The following is a 20489-nucleotide window of genomic DNA, read 5'->3' as shown; positions in this document are numbered from 1 at the left end:
GTTTTCACAACAACTAACAACTACGAACAACGAACTATGAACTACTTAAAACGAACCCAAACGAACCCAATCTCATAAGTCTCACCCACTCAAGGCCGGCAGGACAAACTTGTTGGGATTTGGCTGTAATTGCGTATAATGCCTGCGCAATTAGAAAATAATGCAAAGAGGGATAACGGACAATGCGTTTTAACGAAACCGGTAATGGCGGTCCGCCGCCGAAGAAGCATCAACGGCGGCGGAGATACAGCGGAACTCACCCTAAAAACTTCGGGGAAAAATACAAGGAGCACAACATCTCGGCCTACCCGGAGATAAAGGAGTATCTGCGAGCAAAAGGCAGGACGCCGGCAGGCAGTCATATTCCCATCCTGACAAAAGAAGTTATAGCGTGCCTGAAGCCAAAGAGAGGCGAGGTAATAGTTGACTGCACCGTCGGCTACGGGGGGCATACATCGGAGTTTATCAAGCACATAGGGCAAAGCGGGAAATTGATTGCCTTGGATGTCGATAACGCCGAACTGGAGCGCACCCGCAACCGGCTAAGCAAAGAGAACGTGCCTGTTAGTTTCCATCGGAGCAACTTTGCAGGGATAGGCAAGGTGCTAAAAAAAGAAAATCTCGACGGCTGTGACATTATCTTTGCCGACCTTGGGGTTTCGAGTATGCAAATAGACAATCCAGAGCGTGGGATGAGCTATAAGAACGATGGGCCGCTGGATATGCGTATGGACGACCGGCTGAAGCGAACCGGAGTGGATTTGCTCAATAGTCTTTCAGAAAAGGATTTGTCCGAGGCATTTTTGAAGCTGGCGGATGAACCTGACCATCGGAAAATCGCCCATGAGATAATTACGCAGCGAGCCGAGCAGGCGATTACGCAGACTTCACAGTTAGTTGATTTGATTTTTGACGCAAAGGGGATTGATAAGAAAATCTGGCGCCAGGAACGCCGCAGCTCAAAATCCAATTCGCTGCATCCTGCTGCGCTGGTCTTTCAGGCGCTGCGGATATTAGTCAATGATGAGCTGGGCTGTTTAAGGGAGCTTTTAAGAGTTGCGCCATACTGCCTGCGTCCGGGCGGGCGAATCGGGATAATAAGTTTTCACAGCGGCGAAGACCGCCTTGTAAAGCAATCGTTTCGCGATGGCGTCAGAAACGGCATATACCAAACGGCGGCTGAGGAGGCAATAGTGCCGCAATTCGAAGAAATTCACTCAAATCCCCGCAGCGCATCGGCCAAGTTTCGCTGGGCCGCAATAAAATCTCTATAGAAACAAAATCCTGCTGTTGAAGAGTTTATTTATTACCAGATTCAAACTTATAGCTTAGGAGCTTGTAGATGAGCTTGGCGGCGAGGAAGTCGGGGGCCTTGTTCTCTTCGCCGGGGCATAACTCGACGACATCGAAGCCGACGATATTTTTCTTGCCGGCAACTGCCTTCAATAAAGCAAGCACATCATACCATAATAATCCGCCCGGCTCAGGGGTGCCGGTGGAAGGCATTATGGAAGGATCGAACACGTCGAGGTCGATTGTTATGTACACATTATCGGAGAGTTTGGAAATAACTTTCTTAATCCAGTCGGTGTTGTCGTATATGTCCTTTGCAAAAAATACCTTTGACGTATCCATAGATTTTTTTTCGGAGTAATCCATACTCCTGATACCAACCTGAACAACCGGGCAAAGCTCTTTGGCGCGGGCCATAACGCAGGCGTGGTTAAATTTTGAGCCGTTGTATTCCTCTCTTAAATCGGAGTGAGCATCCAGCTGCAAGATGGTCAAGTTATCATATTGTTCCGCATAGGCTCTAATCGGGCCGATGCTGACCGAGTGCTCCCCGCCTATGACCACCGTGAACTTGCCTTTTTCGAGATAATACTTTGTTATTTCCGTAGCTACTTCAACCATCTCCTTAGTAGAGATTTCTCCGCCTATAATGTCTTCGGTAAATATGCCTTTTTTGTAAACCTCCGAATCGGTCTCTATATCGTAAAGCTCCATGTTGGCAGAGGCTTCCATTATCGCCGCCGGCCCTTCGTCTGCGCCTTTGAGCCAGGTGCTTGTTCCGTCGTAGGCGACGGGAATAATAACAATGCCTGCATTTTCCGGATTAGAATGTTCTTCAGGCAGAAACCCGAAGTTAATCGCTTCTTTCATAGTAAATCCTATCGACGTGTTTAATCAAACAAAAACATTGCTATTGCCACTGTTGTCGTCCACAGCCCTTCCTGTCCTTTTGCGGTCTGTGTAATATTGGTGGTTTTAACAAACAGGCCGCTGGATTTGTAAGCCTGTTCTTTTTCCGACCAGGCCTGGTCAGGGTCAAGCTCCAGTCCTAAAGTTGTTCCCAGCATACCAGCTGCCAAGTCTTCAGCGAGGTCTCCGGCCTGCTGGCTGTTCTTACCGTGGCCGTGCACCTCGCTGAGGTATCCCCACTGGTCTTCATCTTTGGGCAGTGCGACTCCTATCGAAGAAGCTATTAAACGTCCGTGCTCATCGGTATCGGCCCTTGCCAGCACGCAGTAGGATATTTGTCCCGGAATCAGTTTTTTCAATCCGTTCTCCAGACTGATAACCTTGCACCTCGGCGGCAGAATTGAAGATACCTGCACTAAATTCTGCTGTGCTACGCCGGCTTGTCTTAACGCCACCTCGAAGGACTTCAACTGGTATTTATGCTGTCCGACTCCTTTGGTCAGGAATATCTGTGTAGGAACAGGGTTGTTCATTTAATACTCCTTCTATTTTAATTTAACTTTATAAAAATGGTTGATAAAAAAAAACAATTGCCAAACATTGCTCCTCTTGCCGATACTAAATCCAAACGTCGGAATCTGCTGGCCGATTACAACATCCGCCACCAGCTTTGTTTGAACTGAAGTAACGATAATAATTTCCGAGTGAAAGTCAATTTTTTTCCTTGACCATTTGTCCTGTTTTGACTAAATAGTCAAAACCTATGAAAATCAGGACAGAAAACCCAGGAAAAGCAGGTCGCAGAAAAGAGCCAAAATGACCCTTAAAGAGTTGAAAAAGGCTGTTTTGGACGCTTTTAGCGAAAAAAGCATCAACGCTGCAACGGCCCGGAGCATATTCGGCCGCCAAGACAAGTTTTTTGTAAGGAGTTTATGGACATTTCCCGTGCGATGACTTTTATCTGAAAGTTACGCTATAAAAAAAATAACACAACGCACTTTTGGACGGCGAAACCGCTATGAGCAAAGAACGAAAAAGCAAAACCAATCTGACACCAGATGAAATAAAAAAATTCAAGGCACTGCTGCTGGCAAAACGAGACGAAATACTGAACAACGTAACTCATATGGAAGATGAGACGCTGCGGAAACAAAGAAGCGACTTGTCAAATATGCCCATTCACCTGGCCGACGCAGGAAGTGACACTTTCGAGCTGGAAAACACTTTAGGGCTTGTCGGCAGTGAACGGAAACTCCTTCAAGAAATTCATGATGCGCTGGATCGGATTGAAAACAAAACATACGGGATTTGTGAGGGTGAGGGAGGGCCCATCGCGAAGGTTCGATTAAAAGCGATTCCTTGGGCTCGATACTGCGTAAAGTGCGCGAGTTTGTCGGAAAAAGGTCTTCTGGCCAGAGAAGAACCCCAGCGAGACTCAGACTACGGCCGAATCAGCGAGGAGCAAGATGACAATTTTGACAATATCACCGACGAGCAAAATAACGACTAAGAAAATAAGCAAAGGGTTTATTTTCCCAAGCGCTGCGCTCACGATAAAACCAAGCCAAATCAAATACTACCGGCTTTTTGATAAGCCGCCGCAGGCAGGAGACCTCGTTTACGGAATAATCAACTGTATCGGGCAGCACTCGTCCATGGAAAACGCCTTGGGGCGCATACATATGATTCACGACGGCACAAAAGCAATTTTTGTGTTTGGAAACAGGTATGCCCCCGATTACTACGAGGGTTTAGTGCCTAGCGAGATGACAGAGGAGGTTGACCTCATTGCCCGCTCGGGAGTGGTCGGCGTCGTCAAAACCAAAAATTCGATGATAAAAGACCCGACAAAAGTGAGACTTTTAGGATACGTTTGTGATGAAAAAGGCGATGTTTTAAACACGCGGGATTTTCCCCTTATAAAGCCCAGAAAGACGATAAAAAAAGAGCCTCGGTCGCGAATGATTTTAGTATGCGGGACATCGATGAACAGCGGTAAAAGTATGGCAGCGGCGGCCTGCTGCTGGGCATTGACAGCCATCGGCTACAATGTAAGGGCCTCCAAGATTACCGGGACAGCCAGCCTTAAAGATATTCTTCATATGAACGACGCCGGCGCCAGTCGCTATGCCGATTTCACACATCTGGGTTATCCATCGACATATCTGACGACAAGGGAGGAACTGTTAGGCATTTTCAACCAGCTTGACCTGAAGTATGCAAACAATCCCAAGAATTTCTGGGTCGTTGAGATTGCTGATGGTGTCATTCAGCGCGAGACCGCAATGCTGCTCAGTTCGCCGGAGGTAACGTCGAGGATTCACAGACTGATTTTCTGCGCCAATGACGCGTTCGGGGCAATCGGCGGACTGCGGACCTTGAAGGAAAAATTCAATTTAACGCCCGATGCCATATCGGGTATATGCTCAAGCTCTCCTTTGCATATAAGGGAGCTGTCAGAATTTACAAATATCCCCGTATTCAACAGCGCACCTGATACAAGCCGATTAAAGGATATTTTAGTCAACGCCCGCAAGCCATCTCCGCAAATCATCACGGCAGCCCTGAGTATCAAGTGCAATAAAAAGAAAACAATGTAATTTGCCGGTCTTTAAGGCGGGGGAATAATGGAATTTGGTCCGCAACAAATCGGTAAATGGCTAATACTGATGGGAATTACCATAGCGCTGGCCGGGGGGGTGGTAATGATATTAGGCCGGACGGGATTATTCAAATTGCCCGGCGATTTGGATTTCGGCGGCAAAAACTGGCGGATTTATCTACCCATAGCGAGTTGTATAATAATCTCGATTGTCCTGACGGTTATTTTATGGCTTATCAATTATTTCCGCCGTTGATTATCCTCAGCCTTTTTATAAAATTCAGCTTCTTTGTCGGATAGTTTTCTCTGCTGAATCATTGTGCGGACGCGCTGCAAATCGACATCCCTCGGCTGGCCGGCGCCTGATATTGAAACAACAGGCTGGCTGATGCCGGCGGGAATGACATCCCGGAATCTATTCAATGAAGCCATTGATACAAAAATTCCCACCACGATAACAATCACTACGAGATAACGAGACAGAAAAGACGCAGAACCGGAAGCAGAGGCAACCTCCTGGGTCTGATAGCGGCACCTGTCACAATATAAACAATCAGTGTCTTTTGCAGTAAGGCCGAACTCGCATCTGCCGAACCTTTTTACGGGTAAAAACCGATTCAGTAGAGCTACCTTGTTGAGCAGAGACAGGAAAGCTCCCACCGGACACAAATACCGGCACCAGAAGCGGGTATAAAAAACCGAGCCGACTAAAGCTATCGCTATTATCAAGCCTGCGACGGCCGTATATAACATGGAACTACCTGAAAAGGCAGCGATAAGCGGGTCTGCCGCCAGCGTCGCCCGATTTCTGGAGACAAAGAACATCATTATCAAAACAAAAAGGATAACATATTTGACGAAACCTGCCTTTTGTATCGATTCGACGGAGAGGGCAGGTTTAAATCTGCGAGGAATAATATAACAGAGCAGTTCCTGCGCAGCGCCGAAAGGACAGACGTAGCCGCAATAGATATTACCAAAGATTATCACCAAAAGCGGGACTCCCACAACCAGCAAAAAGGTTCCCGATAATCCTATTGGAGGAACGTGCAAAGACAACAGTGTCACTATCTGGTCGCTTGAATACTGGGCGTTCAGGATAATGCCGCCGACGATAAGATTGAAGCAAAGGACGGTAAGGCGACCCCAGAACCCGCCACGGTAGATTACAATAATGGCGAGGATGAAAGCGGTTATCAAATATAATCCTGCGGCGCCGGGCCATCTCGCCTGTTGCGCAAGCGGCAACGCGGGCGGGGTATTGCCGAGGATTTCGCCGGCGAACCTGACACCGGATTTTTCCAACGCAGAGAGAATCGCCTTAGAGCTAAAGGTTGCACCGGTTGTCGCATTAATACCGGTGAAAGGTCCCGGCTGGAAAAGCTGACGGCCTGTGAGAAACTGCCGCCAATTGGTAAGAAGCTCAAGATACGAAGGAGTTTCATTGGACAATGTTATATCGAACTTAATTAACCTGCCAGCGGTATCCACGTAAATGGCCAGATTAATCTTTCCGCCGAAACCTGTAACCTCCGGCGCCAAATCTGCGGAGCTGAAAATATAGCCGTTTAGTTTTTCATCAGCATCATAAACTCTAAAATAATTAATCTTGCGGGCATTATCGCCGATGGTCGCCGAGACCAGTTCAAGGTGTGCCCGGCCGACCAGCGCATGGGCAACATCCTGCGGCAGAGATGACCTTAGCTGACCACTTGTTTTATTAAGCAGATTCGAGCAGATGGTAACAGACAGTCCAATACCAAACAGGATGTAGCCGAGCCTGCGCAGCTTAAAAACGGCTGCAGCCGAATAGCGAACTTTTTCCGGCGCATATAGTCTCAGGACGACAGTGGGAATATTAGCCAGAACGAGCAGAATAAATATAAATAACGTGACCTTCGTCCCAAGCACAGGAACAAGAGCAAGGCTTGTCAGTAATCCTCCTACTGAAGCACCAATGTGGTCGGCAGTTTCCAATTTGCTGCCGATCTCGCCCGTTTCAAAAGCGGAATCAGCAAGCTGTCTTGCAGCAAGCGGGAAGAAACAGCCTGCGCACAGGCCGCAAAGAACAAACGCAACGGCAAAGTACGGATGCGTCCATTGCTGCCCCGGCCAAAAGATGATTGCGGTCAAAACTGCCGTATAAACAAATATTGATGCGAATAACAGGATTTGCGGTTTTAACCTCCATTTGCCCGAAAGTAAATACCTAACCAGAACAGCCCCCACGCTCAAGCCTGCCATAAACAAGGAAGAAATAACACCGATATAAAGGTAAAGCGAACCGAAGTAAGTTTGATATAAATACATCAGAACAATCACGACACCGATGCCGACCCAGCCGGCTGAGAAAACCAAAAACGAACTATCGAAACTCGAGGGACTACCTCGCTGAGCTGTTTTCAAAATGTAAATAAGACGCAAAACTATAAAAATCAGGATGGGGACAACAAATACGAGGGAGCCTGCCAGCACAAGGTATTTAATAAATTTTGTTCCCGGCGCTCCTGATTGTTTGGCCGCGAGCAACAAACTGTATAAATACGTCAGCGGTCTGGAATCGCGATTAATAAGCAGTCTATCAGGCAAATCCGCACCCGAATAATTCTCCATCGCAATTGAGGCCCTATCCGGCAGATAAACAGAAAGCAGAGCCCGCGGCGGGAAAATATCTGGGCCGCCCTTTATGGCCGCAAAGCGGTCCCGTAAGCTGCCGGGGTCGCCGGTGAGTTTTCCGGAGTCAGATGCGATAAACCATGTATCATCGCCGGGCGCCAAGACAAGCTGTGAGAAAACCTTCTGAAGCGTCAATTTCGTCGAGGCGCCGAGGTTAATCAGCTCGGTACCCATAATGTTTTCCCCGCCCGCTATTCGGACTGCCAGCACACCATCTGGGCGCATCGCATTTTTAATCTGACGATAAAATTCGAGAGTGTAATACCGGTTTAGAACTGAGCTGGTCGCATCCGGCAGATTAAGAATCACCAAGTCGTAATATTGTTTCTCTCCGGCAAGCGACGAGCGAATGTCACCGCTTAGCAGATTTAACCGCTGGTCATCAATTCTAAATTTTAGTGGTATAAAATCGCTGACCTTCTGAACATATTCGCTGTCACTATTTGCCCAAGTCACTTTTTCTATTTGTCTCAAATTCAGAAACTGGTAACACAACCCCAGCCCGGAACCGACGACCAAAACCCTTTTAGCATCAGGATTTTGACAGAGGCCGATGGCCGCTATTCGGCCGGCGTTAGTTTTGTCAGGCAAGACCTCGCAAGTGCTGCCTTCGCGGACAGCCACCCACTGATCATGATAGACACCATATAAATACTCCGCCTGGGCTGTTTGAAAGGAACCTTGCAGAGTATCTTTCGGAAGCAGCTTTTCCCACTTTATAATCTGGAGCTGTCGTGACAGTTTATTGTCAACACCGGCGAATAGGCAAACGAAGATACACGCCGGCACCAAAGCCCACGTCATGTTCTTCGACTTCGCAAAACGTACTAAAAAGAATGAAAGAGAAATAATAAAAGCAAGTATGAAGAAAATCCTTGCCGAGCTTACACCGAAAGCCAAGAGCAAAGTTGTCCCCAGCCCGCCGAGAAAACTTCCCGCCGCTTCGAGAATATACACTCGTGAAACGGCGAGCTCATCCTCACTTCGAACCCAGCGGCAGGCAATTGGAAACAGCATTCCCGTAATGATGCTGACCGGCGCATTAACAGCGATTGATAAAAGCACGATTGCCTTTATGGGTATCAGCACATAAGGCGCGATGCCCGCAAGCTGGCGCGCATGAATAATCAAAACAAGCTCCGCGATAAAGGCAGGCAGGTAACATAAAAACAGGAATTCAATATTTTTAAGGAGCTTGCCGGCAAAGGTCGTGTTTTTATATACGAGCAGCGCCCCCATGCCGACCCATAAAAACCACGAACTGAAGAATACACCGACGCTTATGTCACTGCCTTCGAAGGCGGTTGTGAATTCTCGAAAAAGCAAAGACTGGGCGGCGATAGTAAACAACCCGTAACTGAAAACAAGCAGGCCTCGGGCAGATTTCATTTCTCATCCTCGCCAAAAACATCCGCCTGAAAAACAAGAAAGCTCGCGCCTTCCTTCCAAGCGTCTGAGGGCAGCCCCGCTTTGAGAGACAACTGTGTGAGCATCTGGCTTATATTCCAGCCCTGTTCGGGCGCAACTTGAGGCAGGAACACGGCCCCGTAACCATTTTTATTCAGCACCACGCCGTCTATACCAATTCTGATTTCATCCGATGAAGCAATTGGTTTAGGCGCTGTCAGCGCCGATATCTCGATTTTAATATCGTTACATTCGGCTTCCGTTACCGGGCGGAAACGTCTGTCATTGACGCCGGCGTTAATGGCGTTGGAGATGACCGATTTATACAAAGGCTGTCGCGGAAAGATATCGCCTATACAGCCTCTAAGCTGAGAATTTTCTTCAAGCGTTACAAACGCCGCCCGCCGAAGTTTCATTGCGTCACTGGCCGTGACATTCAGCTCCGATACATCGGGGACCTTTCGGTTACGCAAAAAATAAACCAACGATTTGCGGGCCAGGGTCAAAAGCTGCTTTTTGTCTTCTTTGCTCAATTCACTGACATTCGCCTCCGGTTTAATTTGGGAAGAGTGTCCCCACTTACCCGAAAAAGCAATCGAAAAGTAGCTGACCGAGTTGGAGAAATCTCCCGTCAGTTCGCCGGAAGTCGTATATTTAATCAATTTAGTCTCAACGGTTTCGTCTAACATCGAAAGCAATATCGATATCGGCACAAACCCGCATATTGTTGCACCGGTTTTACTACGATATTCCAAAAAGCCTTTGTAATCCAGGGCCTTGATATACTCGAACGCACCCATATCGAGCTTTTTTAGCTGTTCAGGTATCTTTTCCCTGAATGGGACGTAGCCATAGTTCGGACCATAATGGGTAAAATCGGAGCTTGCAATAACGAGCGTGTCATCATCAACCAAACTCTTCAAGATAGCGCCGGCCTGTGCAATTGTTTCCACCGAGCAGTCGCCGGCCACAATCAGCACAAGCTTAAAATCTTTCTGCACATATTGCAGCAGCGGCACCTCTATCTGGGTGCTGTGTTCATATTCGTCCGCCTGCGGTATGTTCTGAAATATCGGATGCTCCAAAAGCTTATTTATAAATTCCACATCAAGCGGCACCTGTCCGAGCGGCGTTTCGTAATGCGTCGCCATGGGGACACTGAGCACATCTTCCATAGGGACACGATGACTGGGGCCAATTACAATCACCCTTTTATATTGCCTGCCGGCAGACTTCAATCCAAAAGCGGCGGTCCGGCCGGAGTACTGGTAGCCGGCGTGCGGAAGGATAAGGGCGATAACATTATTTATCGGCTCAACATCGGCTTTTTCGAAAATCCCCTCGATTTGTTCACTCAGTGTTTTAGCGTCGGCAGAATACCAGCTACCCGAAAGTGTTGACCTGAAAACAACCTTGGCATGGGCCGCAGGTTCATCTGCTTTAGCTCTCGCTATTTCTTTAACCGGAGCGACAGGTTTTGGATCGCACCCTCCCAATAAAAATATGCCAAGCATAAAACCCGGTAAAAAAAATTTTGAGTATCTATCCATATTAACCACTCCATTTACCCTGTTCGTGAATATCCTTTAAGGGCCTTAAGACGCCGGGATACTTCCCAAATCTCGCTCGAATAAACTTGCGGGGTGAAGCTTTTTCTGCCAGCCAGTAAACGCCGACAGCAACAGCCGCCCCGGCTTTTAGAAATTGCTGAATGAATTTTCTTCGCGTCATTTCCAAACTCCGTAAATTTCCCTGCCGCAATCAGGACAGGAACCGTCTTTCAAACGGTTTTGGATAACAGTATAACCAACACGTTCGATGAGTACTTTTTTGCAGCCGGGACAATATGTGTTCTGGCCATTTTCACTCTGAACATTTCCTATATAAGCAAAGTCAAGCCCTTCTTCCATAGCGATGTTACGAGCCATATCCAGTGTTTCCGCCGATGTCGGCGGCAGATGCCGCATCTTGTACTGCGGATAAAATCCTGAAAAATGCAGGGGGATTTCGCTGCCGAGGTTTGCCCTGACCCAGCGCGAAAGCTCGCGCAATTGTTCGGGCTTATCGTTCAGCGTTGGGATAACGAGGTGTATCACTTCAAGATGAACGCCGCTTGCTCTTGTCTGAATGATGGCATCTTGCACCGGCTTTAGTGTCGCGGAGCAAACATCCCGATAAAAATCATCCGACATTGACTTCAAATCAATTCTGGCGGCATCCACAACGTTCAGTAACCGCTGCCACGGCTGGCGGTTTATATAGCCGGCCGTTATCAGCAGATTTCGTATTCCATTTACCCTCGCAAGCTCGGCAGAATCATAAGTATATTCGTAATAAACAACCGGGTCTGTATAGGTATATGCCAGCGACTGGCAATCATAGCTTCTGGTCAGCTCGACAAGTTTTTCAGGCGGGCATAATGACGCAACGCTGTCTTCGGGATTGGCCTGTGATATTTCCCAGTTCTGGCAGTTTTTGCAGTGAAGGTTGCAGCCGACGGTCGCAAGTGAAAACGTTTTGCTGCCGGGCAGGAAATGGAAAAATGGTTTCTTCTCGACAGGGTCAACGTGCGCTGAGCACGGGTAGCCGTATACTACCGTCCGTAATACGCCGTCGATATTAATTCTGACCCGGCACTCGCCGCTCTGGCCGGGCTCAATCAGACAGCTTTTCGGGCATAGCTCGCACTGAACTTTCAATCTGGGCCTCGCTTTTTAACAGCTATAGCAGGTTTCCTTATAATTATAACAAATTATTATACCCCCGCTATTGTCTGAAAGTTCTATTGAGATGCAAGAGCTTATATTGTCTTTATCTGATATAGCAAAACTAAGGACGGCGTGTATTCGAAAAATCCAAACTGACTTACCTTTTTATCGGCAAATTACCTTCACGCAACCTGGTCGATAATCACAACGTAATTCTTCCCGTACTTTTTAGCGCACTTTGGACAAGTGGTATACCACATATACCACTTTTTTATTTCCAGTCCCTTGCTTTTGGCGAGGCCCTCAAAATCTTTGCACCACTTTCCTGTCTCTTTAAAATTTCCCTCATAAACTTTGCTGAAAAACTTGCCGGAAAGCGTAACATTTTCCGAATCCGGAATTTCTCCGTCCACTGCCAAATAAATATCCATATTCCACCTGGAGGTATGATCCGACAGGGCCAGCGAACCCGGCATCCGAGCTCCGGCTTTTTTTACTTTTTCGTCGAGCCTTCTCATGACCGAACCAAAATTCATTGGTATGTAGAACAGAGTAAAAACTTTGTCTTTAATGAATCTTTTATTCTCCCAATAAAAAATCTTATCATCCCATGGTACGGGGGCAAATTCGGGGCAGCATTCTGCGCTTTTGTCACTCATATATCTCTCCCTTTCAGCGTATAGTTTTACTCTCTCTTTTAGGGTTCGAATCCAGCCTGCCCCAAAGTAAGCAACATAACGGAGAGGGCGGGATTCGAACCCGCGGTACTCAATAAAGAGCACACCGGTTTTCGAAACCGGCTCGATCAGCCGCTCCGACACCTCTCCGTAACGACTTTTCTATCCTATACACTCAAAAAACCGAAATTGCAAGCTTTCGAATAATCCGGCATATTTATTTTTTGGCAGAGCGTCCTGTTCCCAAAGGCCGCAGCGCCAAATCTTTTCTTTACAAGTTCGGTATACACGCTTAAAATCCGGGCACATATTAAGGGTTTAAAAATGTATATCATACCGGCTATTGATTTACGAGACGGCAAATGCGTCAGACTTATCCAAGGTCAGTACCGCCGACAGATAACCTACAACGATGACCCCGTCAAGCAGGCCGAGGAGTTCATCTCGGCCGGAGCAGAGTGGCTGCATATCGTCGATTTGGACGGAGCCAAAGCAGGCAAGCCCGTCAATACCGATACAATATCAGCCATAGCAGCTCTGGGGAAACTGAAAATCGAGGTCGGCGGCGGATTGCGCGATGAGGTATCCATAAAACAACTGCTCGATATGGGAGTAGGGCGGGTAATAACAGGCACTAAAGCCGTAAGCGATTTCGAGTGGTTTAGTGAAATGGCTGAAAAATTCAGTGGTAAAATTGTGCTCGGCCTCGATGCGCGGGACGATAAGGTAGCCACTGATGGCTGGACAAAAAATGCTTCCGAACCGTTATTGGAGTTTGCGGCCAAGGCGGCGAAATTACCAATAGCGGCGATAATATATACCGACATTGCCAAAGACGGTATGATGGAAGGTCCTAATTTTGAACGAACAGAAGCGGTGGCTGCGGCGGTTGGGGTTGCCGTTATAGCTTCGGGCGGGGTAAGCACGATAAGCGATATCAGAAAACTATCCGAAACGGGGGTTAAAGCTGTAATAATCGGCAGGGCTTTATACGAAGGCACGCTAAGCCTCGCGGATGCGATAAAGGCAGCAAAATAACTTTTGGCGGTGTTTTCCAACCTTTATCACGAAAATCCGCCTTTGGAGAGCCAAAATGCCTATTTTAATCCCCAAAAAGGGCGAAAATTGGTTGAAAATCCGAAGCAAATGTGGTATAATTGGAAGAAATTGGAATTTTGCGCTTAAAATATACCCATTGTTTCAAGGTACGATTCATTGGGCTTGGGCGGTTTGCTCCTGGCAGAGTAAGAGGGCGAGGATGATTAGAACCGGTAAAACCCTCAGAGTTTTACCCTGATAAGGAGGCGTATGAAGATGTCTGTTAGATATTTTCCCCTGTATTTGCTTTTGATTTCAGCCCTTGTTTTATCACCCTGTTACGGCGCAGATACCACTGCTCCAAGGCCGGTCCCGGCGAAGTGGCGGATTGTCCCGATAACACTTGGGCCAAATTCAATTCAGATGGCTGCAATAACTGCTCTGGATCAAGCCGGTAGTGTTCCCATACAGTACTTGTTTGAGTGCTCCGATAACCCCGCAGCCAGCAGCACATGGCAAACAGACACCAATTACATTGCTACAGGCCTTACCCCGAGTACTGTGCATACATTCAGGGTTAGGGCACGTGATAGCGCTTTGAATATGACCAGCTGGGCGCTTGCTCGCTCCGCAACCACCGACGCTGTAACTACACCACCAGTACTGCGGCTGGACCTTAACTACTCCCAAGACAATAACGAACCAAACACACAGACCAGTTTTGTTCAGTTTAGCACTACAAACACCGGCAGCGAGGTAAATGGTATTATAATTGACCTAAGCGGCAGCATTAACACAGTCAGACGTGATGACCCCTGCGGCGGATGGTCGAGATACGCCGGCACTCCCGTGATGCCTGGCGACCCGTGCTATTATTCCCCGCGGGCAGGCGAAAAAATATATCGCGATTTTGTCTACGGTGTTAATCCGAGCGGAGTTACAATCACGCTATGGGGACTTGGCATCAACCGGGACTGCAACATAACCATATGGTCATGGGACAGCCAAAGCACCGGAGATGCCAATCGGGTCGCTGAATGGTATGCCAACGGCACACATCTTTTTGATGCCGATTTCATCGGCGGAGCGGCAAATCAGCCTCTGCAGGACAACTATTCTTCCAGCTCCTCTAATGATTTCTGGAAGTGGGCCTTTAGCGGAAGAGCCACATCGGATGATTTAGGCAGAATTATCCTGACGAGCGAAAGGGGCCCAAGCAGTCCGGAAGACCAGCCCTTTGCTTTTGTCAACGCCTTACAGGTAGAGCCGAACGCCCTGATACCGTTCATCCCTACAAAATATGCCCAGCGTCCGGTGCCGTTTAACGAAGCAGAAGACGCACCAATAGATGCGGCCCTTAACTGGTTAAAGGGCGGACTTGCTGAAACACACGATGTATATTTCGGAACAAATGAAACAGCAGTAACCAACGCTAACAGAAGTAATCCGCTGGGCGTACTGGTTAGTCAAGACCAGGAACCTAATACTTATGATCCTTATGGCGCTGCGGGTTTTTTCCAATTAAACACAACCTACTACTGGCGTATTGATGAGGTCAATTCCGCACCAGACAACACAATCTTTAAAGGCGAAACCTGGAGTTTTAGGACATCGCCGACTGCCGTTGTGGAGGATTTTGATTCGTATGAGGACCACGCAGCCCTGCGGAACATATGGCAAAACAGCGGCACCGGCGCGGAAGTTTCTGTCAAGACTTCTATCGCCCGCAGCGGCAACTCGATGAGGTATCTTTATAATAATAATCTCCCGCCATACTATTCCGAAGTTAGCACGGATGTTGCTGATTTGGGAATAAATGACCCCAACTGGCTTGGCCTCGGCGCTAACACATTAGTGTTGTATTTCTACGGCAAACCATCCAACCCCATAGATGAGCAGATGTATGTTAAGCTGACCGACGGTGACAATCCTCCGCATACCGCAACCGTAACATACAGCAATATGAACGATGTCAGGCTGAAACAATGGAACAACTGGAGCATTGAGTTGACGGAATTTACCGGCGTAAATCTGTCAAATGTTGCGAAGATTACCATCGGCTTCGGCAACGGCAGCCCCGGAGATGCAGGGACCGTGTACTTCGAAGATATCACGCTGGATAGTAGATTCGATAGATACCAGAGTGCTGCTGGCGAGGTATATGCTAACACCGTTTACCAGGAACTCGAAGGTTTCGGAGCCGCCGCCAGCTGGCATGAATACGAGGTACTGGATACTCTGTCCCAGACCGAGAGAGAGAAGCTCTATGATGCTGTGTTTGATGAGCTTGGTCTTGACATTTACAGAGTACGGAATAGTTACGGTTACGACAGTGGTTACCTAAACCGTTCGGCCCAAATCATCGCAGGCGGGAAGGCACGTAATCCATCGTTAAAGGTTATGATTTCCTCATGGTCACCGCCGACCTCTTTCAAAAGTAACGGCATATTGGAAAACGGCGGCACCCTTATAAAAGACGCTACTGACCCCAATAACAGCGCCCCCCACTATTATATATACAAAAGGTTTGCAGAATGGTGGGCGGACAGTCTGGAAGAATGGGGCAATCAAGGCGTAGTTGCCGACTATATAAATATACAAAACGAACTTGACTATGTAGCAAGCTGGGCATCCTGCAGATTCGAACCTTCAGAAAACGCGGACTTTGCCGGTTATCGTCAGGCCTTCGAAAAAGTTTACGAAGAGCTGTATTCGCGAATGGGACCGAATATGCCGAAGATGCTTGCTCCCGAAACCGCCGGTTTTTATAGACTCTACCAATATATCGATAGTCTTGCAAATCTGAGTCATGTTTACGGTTATGCTCACCACCTTTACAACGGCGGCGGCAGCTACTACAACCCCGACGGCTACATCACCTCTATGCAATATTACCGCGATTATTACAATAATAAGCCACGGATGATGACAGAGTTCTCGAAGGGTGACGACGACGGAGATGTAACTACTTTCCCTGAGGCAATGAACCTGGCACAGCTGATGCACAATACCCTGGTTTTCGAGAACGCATCGGCGTATGTTTATTGGGAGCTATTCTGGACACCGCCTAAAGGCCTCATAAATTACGTGGGAAGCCCCACGGGAGGAGCTACCTTCGCCCCTAATCCTATTTATTATGCCTTCAAGCAATATGCGGCATTTACCGACCCAGGATGGCATCGCGTCAGAACCTGGACTGATTTGGGCGACCGGGGCGACTTACGTATTTCAGCCTACAAAAGCCCAGATGGCCAGCAGCTATCTATTGTGCTGATAAACCTCTCCTATGACAATATGGGCTTAACGCTTAATTTGAATGGTTTCCCGCTAAATAATTCCGGAATATACCGCACCAGCGAAACAGAGAATACCGTATATATCGGTCCTTTCGATGAAAACAGTGTGCTGATTCTACCGAGGCGGTCAATCACCACTATAAGCAATGCCTCTTGCTCAAACTGTGATAGTGTCCTCGCTGCAGGCCATGGCCTGACCTCAGACATCAGCGGTGATTGCTACGTTAATTACGAAGACCTTGAAATAATAACCGATAACTGGCTGGACGACTGCACCGAGCCGGAAAACTGTGAAGGTGCTGATTTTGCACCAACGGACGGCTATGTTAACTTTTTTGACTTAGCACGTTTCGCCGAGCAGTGGCTGCTGTGTAACGATCCTGCTGACACGGCCTGTATAGAAAACTGGTAAAATTCCAAATACGCTCTTAAGGAGGAACATGAAGATGTCTGTTAAATATTTTCCCCTGTATTTGCTTTTGATTTCAGCCCTTGTTTTATCACCCTGTTACGGCGCAGATACCACTGCTCCAAGGCCGGTCCCGGCAAAGTGGCGGATTGTCCCGATAACACTTGGGCCAAACTCAATTCAGATGGCTGCAGTAACTGCTTTGGATCAAGCCGGTAGTGTTCCCATACAGTACTTGTTTGAGTGCTCCAATATCCCCTCAGCCAGCAGCACATGGCAAACAGACACCAATTACATTGCTACAGGCCTTACTGAGAGTACTGTGTACACATTCAGGGTCAGGGCACGTGACAGCGCTTTGAATATGACCAGCTGGGCGCTTGCTCGCTCGGCAACCACCGATGCTGTAACTACACCACCAGTACTGCGGCTGGACCTTAACCACACAATAAACAATGATGAACCCAATACTCAGGCCGGCTTTATGCCGCTTAGCATTGCAACCAGCGGCAGTGAAGTAAATGGTATTATAATTGACCTCAGCGGCACCATTAACTCAGCCAGACGCGACGACCCTTGCGGAGGATGGGCGAGATATGCCGGCACACCCTTGCTCCCGGGCGACCCATGCTATTATTCCCCGCGGGCAGGCGAGAGGATTTATCGCGATTTTGTCTACGGTGTTAATCCGAGCGGAGTTACAATCACGCTATGGGGACTTGGCACCAACCGGGACTGCAACATAACCATATGGTCATGGGACAGTCAAGTCACAGATGTCAATCGAGTCGCTCAATGGTATGCCAACGGCACACATCTTTTTGATGCCGATTTCATCGGCGGAGTGATAAATCAGCCTCTGCCTGATAACTATTCTTCCAGCTCCTCTAATGATTTCTGGAAGTGGGCCTTTAGCGCAAGAGCCACATCGGATGATTTTGGCAGAATTATCCTGACGAGCGAAAGGGGCCCAAGCAGTCCAGAAAACCAGCCTTTTGCCTTTGTCAACGCCATACAGGTGGAGCCGAACGCATCGATAGCATTTGCCGAGACACCATATGCCCAGCGTCCGGTGCCGTTTAACGGAGCGGAAGACGCACCGATAGATGCTGTCCTTAGCTGGTTACAGGGCGGACTTGCTGAAACACACGATATATACTTCGGAACAAATGAAACCGCAGTAACTGACGCTAACAGGAGTAATACGCTGGGCGTACTGGTTAGTCAAGGCCAGGAATCCAACACTTATGACCCTTATGGCGCTGCGGGTCTTCTCAAATTAAACACAACCTACTATTGGCGGGTTGACGAAGTCAATGCTGCGCCTGACTACACAATCTTCAAAAGCGAAACCTGGAGCTTTAGAACATTACCGGATTTTGTTGTGGAAGATTTTGACTCGTATGAGGATAACTCTGCCCTGCGGAATGTATGGCAAAACAGCGGCACCAGCGCGGAAGTTTCTGTCGAGACTGCTATCGTTCGCAATGGTAACTCAATGAGGTATCTTTATAAAAATAACCTCCCGCCATACTACTCCGAGGTCTGCGCAGACATCGCTGATTTGGGAATGGACGACCCTGACTGGCTCGGCACCGGTGCTAAAGCACTGGTAGTGCGATTCCACGTTGAACCAAATAATCCTTTTAGTGAACAACTGTACGTGAAGCTGACCGACGGTGACAGCCCTCCGCATACCGCGACTGTAATATACAGCAATATGAACACTGTCTGGCTGAAACAATGGAACGAGTGGAGCATTTCGCTGACAGAATTCGCCGATGCGAACCTTGCCAATGTTGCGAAGATTACCATCGGCTTCGGCGACGGCAACCCAGGAGATGCAGATACCGTGTACTTCGAAGACATCATGCTGGATAGTATAGAAGCCGAGGAATTGCCTGAGATTAGAGGTGAGGCGAATGTTAACATCGTTTATCAGCAGCTCGAAGGTTTCGGCGGTTCCGCTTGCTATGAATCAGGAACTCTTGCAAACTACTCGAGCAGGGAAGCAGTTTACGACCTTCTGTTCAGAGACCTCGGTCTCGACGTTTTAAGGATAAAAAACACATATGAAATCAATTACTACGAAATAAACGCCACAGGGCAAATCGTCGCAGCAGCAAGGCAGGCGACGCGTAACCCGAATTTAAAGCTTCTACTGGTTCCCTGGTCGCCCGCGGCTTATCTTAAAAGCAGCGGAGATTTAGGAACACTGAACTCAACCCTCGCAGGCGGTCCAAGTAATTATGTGTATGCCGACTATGCGACGTGGTGGCTCAACAGTTTGACAGGTTTATACGGCTGGAACAGCGTCGGTATTTACCCCGATTACATAAGTATTCAAAACGAGCCGGATTGGGGGCAGCAGGATCAGGTCTGTAGATTCAACCCGGTAGAAGATGCAAACTACGCCGGCTACGACCAGGCGTTTGAGGCGGTCTATAACAGGCTAAATGGAAGCGTTTCGCCTATGCCGAAGATGCTCGCCCCGGAAGCAATGGGCTTCGGCAGTTCGCGGGCATATATCAATGCGTTAGTCAATAGAGGTCAGATAGACCACGTCTATGGATTCTCACACCATCTTTACAGCGACGGCAGCTACTACAGCCCTGACGGCATGATTCAGGGAATGCTAAATTATAACGCCCTCTATGGCTATAAGCCGTTGTTCCAAACGGAATATTCCGCCGACGCGGTTCCATCATTCGGCGATGCCGTATTGCTCGCACAGCACATTTACAATTGCCTGGTATATGAAGGTGTAACTTCGTATTATCACTGGTCCTTGTTCAGAGGCTGGGGCGAAGGCGGTATGATTAATATTACCAACCCTTCTACGTATATAGTTCGTGACCTCTACTGGTTCTTCAAGCATTACGCATACTTTACCGACCCCGGCTGGTATATGGTTGATGTATTTCTTGAGGGGACAGGTTCGGACGACCTGCGAATAACCGCCTTTAAGAGCCCTGAGAACGACCAATTGACGATAGTGATGCTCAACACATCCGCAGCCGGTGCAGACTTGATGTTTACGCTGAAGGGATTTATACCGAGCAGTTCGGAGATTTACCGAAGCAGCGAGACGGAACATTGGTTATATCTCGGACCGTACAGTCCCGGGTTGACGCTGCCGGCGTATTCAATCACCACCATCCACCTGACGGGCACAACCTCGCCTGATTGCGACGCAATCCTGGACGCAGGCTATGGCCTGACCTCGGACATCAGCGGTGATTGCTACGTTAACTACGAAGACCTCAAAATCATAGCCGACAACTGGCTGCATACCGATTGCGCCGAGGAGGAAAACTGCGAAGGTGCTGACTTTACGCCGACGGACGGCAATGTTGACCTCTTCGATTTCGCCCGTTTTGCTGAGCAGTGGCTGCTGTGTAATGACCCGGAGGACACGGGTTGTATGGAAAATTGGTAAAGCTTAAATAGTTTACTAAGATAAGGAGGAATACA

At 48.2% G+C, this 20489-nt stretch carries 14 protein-coding genes and 1 tRNA gene; 7 read left to right on the top strand and 8 right to left on the bottom strand.

Going from position 1 to position 20489, the window contains the following annotated elements:
• Positions 1–182: 182 nt before the first annotated feature.
• Positions 183–1274, top strand: a complete 1092-nt coding sequence (gene rsmH, locus PHG53_01295) for a 16S rRNA (cytosine(1402)-N(4))-methyltransferase RsmH (GenBank protein MDD5380260.1) — start codon at positions 183–185, stop codon at positions 1272–1274.
• 25 nt (positions 1275–1299) lie between these two features.
• Here rsmH and speB read toward each other — a convergent pair whose 3' ends face one another.
• Positions 1300–2163, bottom strand: coding sequence for an agmatinase (gene speB / locus PHG53_01290; protein MDD5380259.1), 864 nt, complete (start codon positions 2161–2163; stop codon positions 1300–1302).
• 20 nt (positions 2164–2183) lie between these two features.
• On the bottom strand, positions 2184–2735 hold the full coding sequence (locus PHG53_01285) for an arginine decarboxylase, pyruvoyl-dependent (GenBank protein MDD5380258.1): 552 nt from the start codon (positions 2733–2735) through the stop codon (positions 2184–2186).
• A gap of 485 nt (positions 2736–3220) precedes the next feature.
• Between PHG53_01285 and PHG53_01280 the strand changes: the two genes are divergently transcribed.
• Genes PHG53_01280 through PHG53_01270 form a run of 3 tightly spaced genes read left to right on the top strand, consistent with a single transcriptional unit; the run spans position 3221 to position 5060 of the window.
• Complete coding sequence (locus PHG53_01280; GenBank protein MDD5380257.1) at positions 3221–3712, top strand: TraR/DksA C4-type zinc finger protein; 492 nt, start codon at positions 3221–3223, stop codon at positions 3710–3712.
• The gene (locus PHG53_01275) at positions 3669–4802 is read left to right on the top strand and encodes a hypothetical protein (GenBank protein MDD5380256.1); all 1134 of its coding nucleotides are present in this window, start codon (positions 3669–3671) and stop codon (positions 4800–4802) included. The genes PHG53_01280 and PHG53_01275 overlap by 44 nt, the downstream gene beginning before the upstream one ends.
• 27 nt (positions 4803–4829) lie before the next feature.
• Entirely contained in the window at positions 4830–5060 is a 231-nt protein-coding gene (locus PHG53_01270; GenBank protein MDD5380255.1) for a DUF2905 domain-containing protein, read from the top strand.
• Here the strand turns inward: PHG53_01270 and PHG53_01265 are convergent.
• From PHG53_01265 to PHG53_01240, 6 genes are all read right to left on the bottom strand, one after another.
• Positions 5045–8869 (bottom strand): 4Fe-4S binding protein, encoded by a 3825-nt coding sequence (locus PHG53_01265; protein ID MDD5380254.1) that lies wholly within the window; start codon positions 8867–8869, stop codon positions 5045–5047. The two genes, PHG53_01270 and PHG53_01265, sit on opposite strands and share 16 nt — an antisense overlap.
• Positions 8866–10437, bottom strand: a complete 1572-nt coding sequence (amrB, locus tag PHG53_01260; GenBank protein MDD5380253.1) for an AmmeMemoRadiSam system protein B — start codon at positions 10435–10437, stop codon at positions 8866–8868. The genes PHG53_01265 and amrB overlap by 4 nt, the downstream gene beginning before the upstream one ends.
• 1 nt (position 10438) lies before the next feature.
• The gene (locus PHG53_01255) at positions 10439–10618 is read right to left on the bottom strand and encodes a hypothetical protein (GenBank protein MDD5380252.1); all 180 of its coding nucleotides are present in this window, start codon (positions 10616–10618) and stop codon (positions 10439–10441) included.
• Positions 10615–11586 (bottom strand): AmmeMemoRadiSam system radical SAM enzyme, encoded by a 972-nt coding sequence (gene amrS, locus PHG53_01250; protein ID MDD5380251.1) that lies wholly within the window; start codon positions 11584–11586, stop codon positions 10615–10617. The genes PHG53_01255 and amrS overlap by 4 nt, the downstream gene beginning before the upstream one ends.
• A 191-nt stretch (positions 11587–11777) precedes the next feature.
• Positions 11778–12254 (bottom strand): hypothetical protein, encoded by a 477-nt coding sequence (locus PHG53_01245; GenBank protein ID MDD5380250.1) that lies wholly within the window; start codon positions 12252–12254, stop codon positions 11778–11780.
• Positions 12255–12333: 79 nt separating this feature from the next.
• Positions 12334–12422, bottom strand: a tRNA-Ser gene (locus PHG53_01240).
• Positions 12423–12596: 174 nt separating this feature from the next.
• Here PHG53_01240 and hisA point away from each other — a divergent pair.
• The 3 genes from hisA (at position 12597) to PHG53_01225 (ending at position 20454) form a co-directional block, all read left to right on the top strand.
• The gene (hisA, locus tag PHG53_01235) at positions 12597–13310 is read left to right on the top strand and encodes a 1-(5-phosphoribosyl)-5-[(5-phosphoribosylamino)methylideneamino]imidazole-4-carboxamide isomerase (protein MDD5380249.1); all 714 of its coding nucleotides are present in this window, start codon (positions 12597–12599) and stop codon (positions 13308–13310) included.
• Positions 13311–13580: 270 nt separating this feature from the next.
• A complete protein-coding gene (locus PHG53_01230; protein MDD5380248.1) occupies positions 13581–17018 on the top strand; it encodes a hypothetical protein in 3438 nt (1145 codons plus the stop codon).
• 34 nt (positions 17019–17052) lie between these two features.
• Positions 17053–20454, top strand: coding sequence for a hypothetical protein (locus tag PHG53_01225; protein ID MDD5380247.1), 3402 nt, complete (start codon positions 17053–17055; stop codon positions 20452–20454).
• Positions 20455–20489 lie beyond the last annotated feature (35 nt).

The sequence above is a fragment of the Phycisphaerae bacterium genome, assembly GCA_028714855.1.
Classification (GTDB): Bacteria; Planctomycetota; Phycisphaerae; order Sedimentisphaerales; family Anaerobacaceae; genus CAIYOL01.
The sequence above is the reverse complement of the archived record's forward strand: the minus strand, read 5'-3'. Positions and strand labels throughout refer to the sequence as shown.